The sequence below is a fragment of the Azospirillum isscasi genome, assembly GCF_030849505.1.
In the GTDB taxonomy this organism is placed as follows: Bacteria; Pseudomonadota; Alphaproteobacteria; order Azospirillales; family Azospirillaceae; genus Azospirillum; species Azospirillum isscasi.
Map to the genome: position 1 here is coordinate 1 of NZ_JAUJFI010000192.1, position 9,576 is coordinate 9,576.

At 67.9% G+C, this 9,576-nt stretch carries 12 protein-coding genes; 7 read left to right on the forward strand and 5 right to left on the reverse strand.

What is annotated here, in order from left to right; translation table 11 throughout:
- Nucleotides 1-38: 38 nt before the first annotated feature.
- A complete protein-coding gene (locus tag QSG27_RS25210; RefSeq protein ID WP_306711025.1) occupies nt 39-314 on the reverse strand; it encodes a hypothetical protein in 276 nt (91 codons plus the stop codon).
- Nucleotides 315-781: 467 nt separating this feature from the next.
- Here QSG27_RS25210 and acnB point away from each other — a divergent pair, with 467 nt between their 5' ends.
- The 3 genes from acnB (at nt 782) to QSG27_RS25225 (ending at nt 4,084) form a co-directional block, all read left to right on the forward strand.
- A complete protein-coding gene (gene acnB / locus QSG27_RS25215) occupies nt 782-3,367 on the forward strand; it encodes a bifunctional aconitate hydratase 2/2-methylisocitrate dehydratase (protein ID WP_306711027.1) in 2,586 nt (861 codons plus the stop codon).
- 109 nt (nt 3,368-3,476) lie between these two features.
- Entirely contained in the window at nt 3,477-3,740 is a 264-nt protein-coding gene (locus tag QSG27_RS25220) for a hypothetical protein (protein WP_306711029.1), read from the forward strand.
- A complete protein-coding gene (locus QSG27_RS25225; RefSeq protein ID WP_306711031.1) occupies nt 3,737-4,084 on the forward strand; it encodes a type II toxin-antitoxin system PemK/MazF family toxin in 348 nt (115 codons plus the stop codon). The genes QSG27_RS25220 and QSG27_RS25225 overlap by 4 nt, the downstream gene beginning before the upstream one ends.
- Before the next feature lie 239 nt (nt 4,085-4,323).
- Here the strand turns inward: QSG27_RS25225 and QSG27_RS25230 are convergent, their stop codons facing one another.
- Nucleotides 4,324-5,109, reverse strand: a complete 786-nt coding sequence (locus QSG27_RS25230) for an AraC family transcriptional regulator (protein ID WP_306711033.1) — start codon at nt 5,107-5,109, stop codon at nt 4,324-4,326.
- Between the two features lie 127 nt (nt 5,110-5,236).
- On the opposite strand from QSG27_RS25230, the gene QSG27_RS25235 reads away from it, so the two are divergent.
- The 4 genes from QSG27_RS25235 to QSG27_RS25250 all read left to right on the forward strand — a co-directional run bounded on the left by QSG27_RS25235 (nt 5,237) and on the right by QSG27_RS25250 (nt 7,898).
- Complete coding sequence (locus QSG27_RS25235) at nt 5,237-6,469, forward strand: MFS transporter (RefSeq protein WP_306711035.1); 1,233 nt, start codon at nt 5,237-5,239, stop codon at nt 6,467-6,469.
- A gap of 157 nt (nt 6,470-6,626) precedes the next feature.
- Nucleotides 6,627-7,109 carry a flavodoxin FldA gene (gene fldA, locus QSG27_RS25240; protein ID WP_306711036.1) on the forward strand — a complete coding sequence of 161 codons (483 nt, stop codon included), beginning with the start codon at nt 6,627-6,629 and terminating at the stop codon, nt 7,107-7,109.
- Complete coding sequence (locus QSG27_RS25245) at nt 7,088-7,474, forward strand: DUF2023 family protein (RefSeq protein WP_306711038.1); 387 nt, start codon at nt 7,088-7,090, stop codon at nt 7,472-7,474. The genes fldA and QSG27_RS25245 overlap by 22 nt, the downstream gene beginning before the upstream one ends.
- 133 nt (nt 7,475-7,607) lie before the next feature.
- Nucleotides 7,608-7,898 carry a hypothetical protein gene (locus tag QSG27_RS25250; protein WP_306711040.1) on the forward strand — a complete coding sequence of 97 codons (291 nt, stop codon included), beginning with the start codon at nt 7,608-7,610 and terminating at the stop codon, nt 7,896-7,898.
- A 7-nt stretch (nt 7,899-7,905) separates the two neighbouring features.
- On the opposite strand, the gene QSG27_RS25255 is transcribed toward QSG27_RS25250, so the two are convergent.
- The 3 genes from QSG27_RS25255 to QSG27_RS25265 all read right to left on the reverse strand — a co-directional run.
- A complete protein-coding gene (locus QSG27_RS25255; RefSeq protein WP_306711042.1) occupies nt 7,906-8,439 on the reverse strand; it encodes an AAA family ATPase in 534 nt (177 codons plus the stop codon).
- 59 nt (nt 8,440-8,498) lie between these two features.
- The gene (rraA, locus tag QSG27_RS25260) at nt 8,499-8,996 is read right to left on the reverse strand and encodes a ribonuclease E activity regulator RraA (protein WP_306711044.1); all 498 of its coding nucleotides are present in this window, start codon (nt 8,994-8,996) and stop codon (nt 8,499-8,501) included.
- Between the two features lie 71 nt (nt 8,997-9,067).
- The coding region (locus QSG27_RS25265) for an NUDIX hydrolase (protein ID WP_407653269.1) at nt 9,068-9,576 on the reverse strand (509 nt) is incomplete at its 5' end.

The following is a 9,576-nucleotide window of genomic DNA, read 5'->3' on the forward strand; positions in this document are numbered from 1 at the left end:
TGGCGCGTCATCGCGCGGACGCAAACGAGTTGCAAACGTCATGGCTTATCAGCGGGTCGAGGTTCTGACTGGGACGGCGCGCGGGAAGGGGCGGAACGGGTGGAAAAGGACGGGGTGCGCACGGACGGACGGCTGTAGCCGCCGCTGGAGCTTCGCCCGCCGCCGGCCCGCGCCTCCGCCGCCTGCGGTCCGAGCAGCACGGCGGTGCCCGCGGCCAGCCCGGCGGGCAGCGGCTGGAGCGGGGCCAGCGCCAGAAGGACGCTCAGGAACCGGGCGGCGATCCGGTTTTGAATGGGCCTGGAGCCGAGGAACATTGGGCCTGCGCCGTGCGTGGATGCACAGCCAGAACACCCGACATGCCCGATTGTTCGCCGTTCACCCCTTCGACGGCGGGGTTAGCCATTGTGATGCGGCGGCCCGCGCAGAAGCCCCGCCGCCGCGTTCATTGCAAAGACGATAAGAAAATCAGGAAATCGCCGCCCCTCCACAGGCCCGGCGGGAGCAAGTTGTAATACCACTTCTATGGCCGGCCCCTGAAAACGTGTCGCAGGCGGAGCGTTGACTTGACGACTCCCAAGGCGGCGACGTAAGACATCTCCGTTCCGCGGAAGTTCCTTCCGGATAGGGGAGGACCGGCGGCGTGGGGTCCGCATCCCGCCCTTTCATTTCCGTCCCGCGGCGTGGGAAGGCGCCGCGACGGCGAGGAAACCGGGTCCGCGAGGGCGCCCCAGGTCGGGGAATCGGACGACTGTCGAGCAACCTTGGATGAGAGGATCGCACCGTGCTTGAAGCTTACCGCCAGCATGTCGCTGAGCGTGCCGCGCTCGGAATTCCCGCCCTGCCGCTTTCGGCCAAGCAGACCGAGGAGCTGGTCGAGCTTCTCCTGAATCCGCCGCAGGGTGAGGAAGCCTTCCTGGTCGATCTCATCACGCACCGCGTCCCGGCGGGCGTGGACGACGCCGCCAAGGTCAAGGCCGCCTTCCTGGCCTCGCTCGCCAAGGGCAACGAGACCTCGCCGCTGATCTCCAAGGTCAAGGCGACGGAGCTGCTGGGCACCATGCTCGGCGGCTTCAACATCAAGCCGCTGATCGACCTGCTGGGCGACGCCGAGTGCGGCGAGGCCGCAGCATCGGGCCTGAAGACCACGCTGCTGATGTTCGACTACTTCCACGACGTCAAGGAGCTGGCCGACAAGGGCAACGCCAACGCCAAGGCGGTGCTGCAGTCCTGGGCCGACGCGGAGTGGTTCACCTCGCGTCCGGAGGTTCCGGCCAGCCTGACCCTGACCATCTTCAAGGTGTCGGGCGAGACCAACACCGACGACCTTTCCCCGGCCCCGGACGCCTGGTCGCGCCCGGACATCCCGCTGCACGCGCTGGCCATGCTGAAGAACCCGCGCCCCGGCATCGTGCCGGAGGAAGCCGGCGTCCGCGGCCCGATCAAGCAGCTTGAGGATCTGAAGGCCAAGGGCAACCTGGTCGCCTATGTCGGCGACGTGGTCGGCACCGGCTCCTCGCGCAAGTCGGCCACCAACTCCGTGCTGTGGTGGACGGGCGAGGACATCCCCTACGTCCCGAACAAGCGTTTCGGCGGCGTCTGCCTGGGCTCCAAGATCGCCCCGATCTTCTACAACACGATGGAAGACGCCGGCGCCCTGCCGATCGAACTCGACGTTTCCCAGATGGAGACGGGCGATGTGGTCGAGCTGCGTCCCTACGAGGGCAAGGCGCTGAAGAACGGCGCGGTGATCGCCGAGTTCACCGTCAAGTCCGACGTGATCTTCGACGAGGTGCGCGCCGGCGGCCGCATCCCGCTGATCATCGGCCGCGGCCTGACCGCCCGTGCGCGTGAAGCGCTGGGCCTCGCCCCGTCCACCCTGTTCCGCCTTCCGTCGGCCCCGGCGGACAGCGGCAAGGGCTTCTCGCTCGCCCAGAAGATGGTCGGCCGCGCCTGCGGTCTGCCGGAAGGCCAGGGCGTGCGCCCGGGCACCTATTGCGAGCCGAAGATGACCACGGTCGGTTCGCAGGACACCACCGGCCCGATGACCCGCGACGAGCTGAAGGATCTGGCCTGCCTCGGCTTCTCCGCCGATCTGGTCATGCAGTCCTTCTGCCACACCGCGGCCTATCCGAAGCTGGTCGACGTGAAGATGCACCGGGAGCTGCCGGCCTTCATCTCGACCCGCGGCGGCGTCGCGCTGCGTCCGGGCGACGGCGTGATCCACTCCTGGCTGAACCGCCTGCTGATGCCGGACACGGTCGGCACCGGCGGCGACAGCCACACCCGCTTCCCCATCGGCATCAGCTTCCCCGCCGGCTCGGGCCTCGTCGCCTTCGCCGCGGCCACCGGCGTCATGCCGCTGGACATGCCGGAATCGGTCCTGGTCCGCTTCAAGGGCGAGATGCAGCCGGGCGTCACGCTGCGTGACCTCGTCAACGCCATCCCGCTCTACGCCATCCGCCAGGGCCTGCTGACGGTGGAGAAGAAGGGCAAGAAGAACATCTTCTCCGGCCGCATCCTGGAGATCGAGGGTCTGCCCGACCTGAAGGTGGAGCAGGCGTTCGAGCTGTCCGACGCCTCGGCCGAGCGTTCCGCCGCCGCCTGCACGGTGCGGCTGAATTCGGCGCCGATCGTCGAGTACATGCGCTCCAACATCACCCTGATGAAGTGGATGATCGCGAACGGGTACGAGGACGCCCGGACGCTGGGCCGCCGCATCAAGGCGATGGAAGCCTGGATCGCCAACCCGTCGCTGCTGGAGCCGGACGCCGACGCCGAGTACGCCGCGGTGATCGAGATCGATCTGGCCGACATCAAGGAGCCGATCGTCGCCTGCCCGAACGACCCGGACGACGTGAAGCTGCTGTCGGAGGTTGCCGGCGACAAGATCGACGAGGTCTTCATCGGCTCCTGCATGACCAACATCGGCCACTTCCGCGCCGCCGGCAAGGTTCTGGAAGGCAAGTCGGACATCCCGACCCGCCTGTGGATCGCCCCGCCGACGAAGATGGACGCGATGATCCTGAACGAGGAGGGCTACTACAGCGTGCTCGGCAAGTCCGGTGCGCGCATGGAGATGCCCGGCTGTTCGCTGTGCATGGGCAACCAGGCGCAGATCCGCAAGGGCTCGACGGCCATGTCCACCTCGACCCGCAACTTCCCGAACCGTCTGGGCATCGACACCCGCGTCTATCTCGGCTCCGCCGAGCTGTCCGCCGTCTGCGCCCTGATGGGCAAGATCCCGACCCCGGCGGAGTATCTGGAGAAGGTGAGCGTGGTCAACCAAAAGGCCGCGGACATCTACCGCTACATGAACTTCGACCAGATCAAGGAGTTCCAGGACGTCGCCGATACGGTCGCCGCCTGATCCACCTCGGCACCTCTTCCCCTTCCCCCCGCCCAGCGGGGGGAGGCCGGGTGCGAGGACTTCTGCATCAATGAAAAGCCCCGCCGGAATCGCTCCGGCGGGGCTTTTCATGACCGGCATTGCCTCAGCCTTTGCGGCGGATTACCTTAACCGCATGAGACAGGTGCTCGAAAACATCGAAGCCGGACGCTTGACCGACGAACTCCGCCGCCTGGGAGTCGCACCGACCCAGCGTGTCCGCGCCATCATCGAAACGGTGGATGAGGGCCCGTCCATCACCGCCATCAACGCCCACGGCGGCGCCTTCGACTGGCTGGCCGATGAGCCCGATCTCTACACCGACGCCGATCTGGTGGAGCGCTACCGGCCATGACGGCGATCCCTTTCGGGACCATCGTTCTGACCGACTTTCTCTTCACCGATTTATCGGCTCACAAACGGCGTCCTGCCCTCGTTGTGTCCAGGGACAACGACCGCCGCACCGATGTCATCGTCGCCTACATCACTTCGGTCCCTCGCATCGAACCGGATGCCGTGCCAATGATGCCTTCGCCCTCCAATGGTCTGCGGGTGCCATCATTGGTGCGCTTCGACAAGCTGGCGACCATTGACAAGTCCATCATCGCCGGACGCCTCGGCGAGGCCGATGCCGAGTGGCTTCAGTTGCATCAAGGTGTTTTCTTTGGAGTCTTTGGATTCACAAATCAGAAATATTGAGTCAATGCGAAGCAGAGGGAGGCCGGGCGCGAGGACTTCCGCACCAATGGAAAGCCCTGCCGGAATCGCTCCGGCGGGGCCTTTCTGTTTGTCTCCGGAGTTTTAACCACAGAGGCACAGAGATTCCGAAGGCGACGCCCTATCAATTGCCTCTCTGTGTCTCTGTGCCTCTGTGGTTCATCGTCCGTGCAACGCCACTCTTCGCAACCGTCGAGCCGGCCGATGAGGCGGCGCCTCCGTCACCCGGTTGCCGCCGTCCGGGCGAGATAGGCCCTCGGCGAGGCCCCCAGCGTGCGCTTGAACATCGTCGTGAAGGCCGCCGGGTTGTCGTAGCCCAGATCCAGCGCGACCGTCGTCACCGGAGTCCCCGCCACCAGCCGCGGCAGGGCGGACACCAGACACGCCTGCTGGCGCCACTCGACGAAGCTCAGCCCCGTCTCGCGCCGGAACAGCCGCGTGAAGTTGCGGCGACTCATGCCCAAGCCGGCGCTCCAGTCCTCGATCCTCGCCTGGATCGCCGGCTCCTGCAGGAATCGCCGGCAGCGCTCCGCCAGGGCGGCGTGGGCGGGAAAGGGCAGCGACAGCGGTTCCACCGGAAGCCGCCGCATCTCATGCACCAGCAGCGCCATCACCGCCCCGTCGTGGCTGTCCGGATCGTAGTCCACCGGCACGTCGAGCGCCCGCGCGATCAGGCCGCGCAGGAAGGGCGACAGCGCCACCACCTCGCAGCGGACCGGCATGGCGCCGGTCAGGGCCGGGGTCAGATAGAGGCTCCGCGTGCTGACCGCGCCGATCATCCGAACCTCGTGCAGGACCCCGGGCGGAATCCACAGCCCGCAATGGGGCGGCATCACCCAGCGCCCCTGGGCCGTGGACAGGACCAGCGTCCCCGTCGCCCCGGAGATCAACTGCCCACGCCGGTGCGCGTGGGCGGCCAGCGTGCCGCCGTCGGCATAGTCCTTTCCCAGGGCGATCAGCGGGCTGGGCGATTCCTCGACCGCGTCGATGCGAAGGTTCCGGACCATGGCCCAGTCTCGTAAGAGATCGGCCTGACCGCGGTGGCAGGCCCCTGCCGTCCACCATAGGCTGTTGCGGTACACCAAGCAACGCGCCGCCCGCCCGCCGGCCAAGCGCCAGAAAAGGCTTCCTTCCGTGACCGACACCACCCTGACCCGGCCCAAGGCCGGGGGGACGGCGCTGCCCGTCCTGGGGACGATCAGCGTCTGCCATCTGCTGAACGACCTGATCCAGTCCCTGCTGCCCGCGATCTATCCCATCCTGAAGGGCGGCTTCGACCTCAGCTTCGCGCAGATCGGCCTGCTCACCCTGACCTACCAGATCACCGCGTCGCTCCTGCAGCCGATCATCGGCCTCGCCACCGACCGGCGGCCCGCGCCCTACTCCCTGACCGTGGGCATGGGCTCCTCGCTGGTCGGGTTGGTCACGCTGGCCTTCGCGCCGAACTACGCGGCGCTGCTGGCCGGGGCGATCCTGCTGGGCTTCGGCTCCTCCGTCTTCCACCCCGAGGCGTCGCGCATCGCCCGCCTGGCCTCCGGCGGGGCGCACGGGCTGGCGCAGTCGCTGTTCCAGGTCGGCGGGAACGCCGGGTCGGCGCTGGGGCCGCTGCTGGCCGCCACCGTCATCCTGCCGCACGGGCAGGAAAGCCTGTCCTGGTTCGCCCTCGCCGCTCTGGGCGGGATGGTCCTGCTGACCGGCATCGGGCGCTGGTACGCGCGCAGCGACCACGCCCGTCCGGTCCGCCGTGGCGCCGCGGTCCGCCATCCCAGCCTGACCCGCGGGCAGGTGAACCGGGCGCTGGCCGTGCTGATGGTGCTGATCCTGTCCAAATACGTCTATCTGGCGGGCATCACCAGCTTCTACACCTTCTTCCTGATGGAGCGCTTCGCCCTGGCGCCCGACGCGGCGCAGCTCTGCCTGTTCGTCTTCCTGGCGGCGGTCGCCACCGGGACGATCATCGGCGGGCCGGTCGGCGACCGGATCGGGCGCAAGACGGTCATCTGGGTCTCGATCCTCGGCATCCTGCCCTTCACGCTGTTGCTGCCCCATGCCGGGCTGACGGCGACGGTCGCGCTCAGCGCGGTGATCGGGCTGGCTCTGGCCTCGGCCTTTCCCGCCATCATCGTCTACGCGCAGGAGTTGATGCCGGGCCGGGTCGGCATGATCTCCGGCCTGTTCTTCGGACTGGCCTTCGGAATCGGCGGGGTGGCCGCCGCGGGTCTCGGCGTCCTGGCCGACCGGATGGGCATCGGCTTCGTCTTCCAGGCCTGCGCCGCCGTGCCCCTGCTCGGCCTGTTCGCCGCCCTTCTGCCCAACGTTCCGCCCCACGCCACCGGCGAACCCGCCAGCGAGCCGCGCCGTCCCTGACGGCGCGCGTCGCGCCCCCGGCGAATTCCCACAAACCATTCATGGTCATGTTGCAAGTGCGAATGATTCTCACTATCATTTGTGACAGGCCGGACGTTCTCGCCTTTGGTCGCCGGCCCTGATCCGATTGGCCCACAGGATTGCCCAGAGAGACACCATGAACGTCACGATCATCTATGGTTCCGACGGTGGCGCGACCAAATCGGTCGCCTCGCGCATCGCGAAGAAGATTCAGGGAAAGACCGTCGACATCGCCCGCGCCTCCACCGCGGATTTCGAGAATTGCGACCTGCTGATCCTCGGCGCGCCGACCTACGGGGTGGGCGACCTGCAATGCGACTGGGAGGCCAACATCGGCACGCTGAAGGCGGCCAACCTGAACGGCAAGAAGGTCGCCCTGTTCGGCACCGGCGATCAGGTGACCTACGCCGAGTCCTTCGTGGACGCCATGGGCACCCTCTACGATCAGGTGGTGGCGCAGGGCGGGGTCGTCGTCGGCTTCACGGAGACCGCCGGCTACGAGCATTCGGGCTCCACCGCGGAACGCGACGGGCAGTTCGTCGGGCTGGCGCTCGACCAGGACAACCAGTCCTCCCAAACCGACAAACGGATCACCGCATGGATCAGCCAGCTGACGTGATGCCGCAGGACGGGCTCCCCATGCCCGTCCATCTGCTGGGGCACCATCTGTACGAGTACAGCAAGGGTGTCCGGCCCATGTTCATGATGACGCTCAGCACGCGGGACGCCGACACGGTGACCCGCAAGCTGGCGGAGCGGTTCGTCGATTACCACGTCCAGACGGTGACGGAGGCCAAGGTCAACGTCTTCTTCGGGAACGCCGCCTGCATCGCGACGGTGCGCAGCGTGGTGCGCAAACCGCTGAACCAGCTGACGCCGGAGGAGGATTTCATCCTCGGCACGCTGCTGGGCTACGACCGGGAACAGCAGTGCCGGCGCTTCCTGGCCATGGCGCAGGCCGGGCGGAGGGAGGCGGCGTCCTGATCCATCCCATCCGTCAGGGCGCTTCCTCCTCCACCATCCGGAAAAACTCCGTCCCGGCCTCGACAGGCGGGGCCGCCGTCGTCAAATCTGTTTCCCAAACAATCAAAGACCAAGCAATCAAAGGGAGGCAGGGATGGCGGCGGCTCCGTCCGGGATGGTGTTCGAGAATCCGGAGAACGGCCAGCGGGAGGCGGTGACCAACCGCGAGATCCTCTGGGCCTTCCTGCTCGGCCCCGTCTATTTCGCGAAGAAGGCGGAATGGCTGCACGCGGGGATTCACGCGCTGCTGATCCTCATCTCCATCCCGCTGTGGCCGACCGGCGTCCTGATGACGCTGGGCGTCTGGGTCGGCTACGCCTGCGCAGCGCCGACGATCCAGGAATACCGGTTCCAGAGGATGGGCTGGCAGAAGGTCGCCGGCTGATCCCGCCTCACGGACGGTGCCCGTTCCCATGGAGCGGGAGGATCGGCAGCAGCGCCAGAATGTCCGCGACGCAGGCGTCGATCTCGCGGCCCGCCGTATCGACGACGGCGTCCGGCCCCCCGTCCCAGGGCTCGTACTCCCGCGCCATCACCGCCGCCCAGGTCGGCGGGCGATGCCCGTCGATGTCGCTTTGACGGGATTCGACCCGGCGCCGGTGCTCGACAGGGTCCGAGCACGCAACCTCCACCTCGACCAGCCGCACCCCGGCCCGAACCGCCGTGGCGCGCCACGCCTCGCGCGTGATCCGGACCGGGTTGACGCAGTCCGCGATGACCGTGCCGCCAAGCCGAAGATTGTCGCCGGCCAAGGCATAGGCGACCACATAGCCTTGCGGGCCGACCGCGTCGCCGGCGCCGCTGGCCATGCGAATCGCCTGTTCGATCGTGTCGATCCGCAAGTGAAACGCGCCAAGCCGCCGCGCCAATTCACGGGCGATGGTTGTTTTGCCGGTTCCGGGCAACCCGCCGAAGACGATCAGCATGCGTCACTTTTCCCATGGCCGGGGTTTCTCATAGCCGAAGGCGTCTCCTTCAGCTCCCGTCACCCGGTCGCGCCGAACTCGGCCTCGCCCAGCACCAGGACGCCGTCCTCGTCGGCGAAGACCAGATCGCCGGGGTTGATGCGGATGCCGGCCAGGGTCACCGGCAGGTCCTTCTGCCCCTCGCCGTTGCGCACCGTCTTGCGCGGGATGGCGGCCAGCGCCTTGATGCCCAGGTCCAGCGTGGCGAGCACCGCGGCGTCGCGGACGCAGCCGTGGATGACCACGCCCTCCCAGCCGTTCCTCACCGCGTCCTTGGCGATCAGGTCGCCCATCAGGGCGGCGCGCAGGCCGCCGCCGCCGTCCACCACCAGCACCTTGCCCTGCCCCGGCGTGCCCAGCGTCTCCTTGACGCGGGAATTGTCCTCGAAGCACTTCACGGTCACCGCCGCGCCGCTGAATTTGCGGCGCAGGCCGAAGTCGCGGAAGACGGGATCGGCGACGCGGGCGGTCTTCTCGAAACGGTCGTAGAGGTCGCAGGTGCTGTCGAACTCGGTCATGCGGTTTCGCTCCCCTTCCTGGCTTTGGTGGCCTTGGCTTTGGCGGCAGAATACCCCCTGCGCGGCGATGGTCAATCCTCCGGCGAGGCGATGGCCCCGGTGCTGGTGCGCTCCAGGATGGCGCTGCGGCGGAAACGGTACAGCTCCGCCGGGCGCCCGCCGGTCTGGCTCTCATACCGGCCGGTCGGCTCGACCAGCCCGCCGGAGATCATCAGGCGCCGGAAATTCTGCTTGTGCAGCCGCTCGCCGGACAGCGCCTCGACCACCTGCTGAAGCTGGTGCAGGGTGAAGGTGGGGGGCAGCAGTTCGAACACGATGGGCCGGTATTTCAGCTTGCCGCGCAGCCGCTCCAGCGCCGTCGCCAGCACGCGGCGCCCGTCGCGCGCCATCGGGCGGCCCAGCGCGCGGGGCATCTCCAGCCGCGCCGTCCGCTCCTCCACCCCCGCCCGGCGGGCCAGATCGTGGTCGCGGAACGCCTCCACCACCAGCCCGGCCTCGTAGAGAAGCTCGTACCGCTCCAGCACCCGTTCGGCATCCCACTCCCCGCCGTCCAGGGCGAAGGCCATGCGGGCGCGCTCGC

Excerpts from the sequence above, each read along its gene's own strand:
- QSG27_RS25220 (WP_306711029.1), top strand. The coding sequence starts at position 3,477 with ATGACCGGCATTGCCTCAGCCTTTGCGGCGGATTACCTTAACCGCATG.
- QSG27_RS25245 (WP_306711038.1), top strand. The coding sequence starts at position 7,088 with ATGGATCAGCCAGCTGACGTGATGCCGCAGGACGGGCTCCCCATGCCC.
- QSG27_RS25210 (WP_306711025.1), bottom strand. The coding sequence starts at position 314 with ATGTTCCTCGGCTCCAGGCCCATTCAAAACCGGATCGCCGCCCGGTTC.
- fldA (WP_306711036.1), top strand. The coding sequence starts at position 6,627 with ATGAACGTCACGATCATCTATGGTTCCGACGGTGGCGCGACCAAATCG.
- rraA (WP_306711044.1), bottom strand. The coding sequence starts at position 8,996 with ATGACCGAGTTCGACAGCACCTGCGACCTCTACGACCGTTTCGAGAAG.
- QSG27_RS25250 (WP_306711040.1), top strand. The coding sequence starts at position 7,608 with ATGGCGGCGGCTCCGTCCGGGATGGTGTTCGAGAATCCGGAGAACGGC.
- QSG27_RS25225 (WP_306711031.1), top strand. The coding sequence starts at position 3,737 with ATGACGGCGATCCCTTTCGGGACCATCGTTCTGACCGACTTTCTCTTC.
- QSG27_RS25230 (WP_306711033.1), bottom strand. The coding sequence starts at position 5,109 with ATGGTCCGGAACCTTCGCATCGACGCGGTCGAGGAATCGCCCAGCCCG.
- QSG27_RS25255 (WP_306711042.1), bottom strand. The coding sequence starts at position 8,439 with ATGCTGATCGTCTTCGGCGGGTTGCCCGGAACCGGCAAAACAACCATC.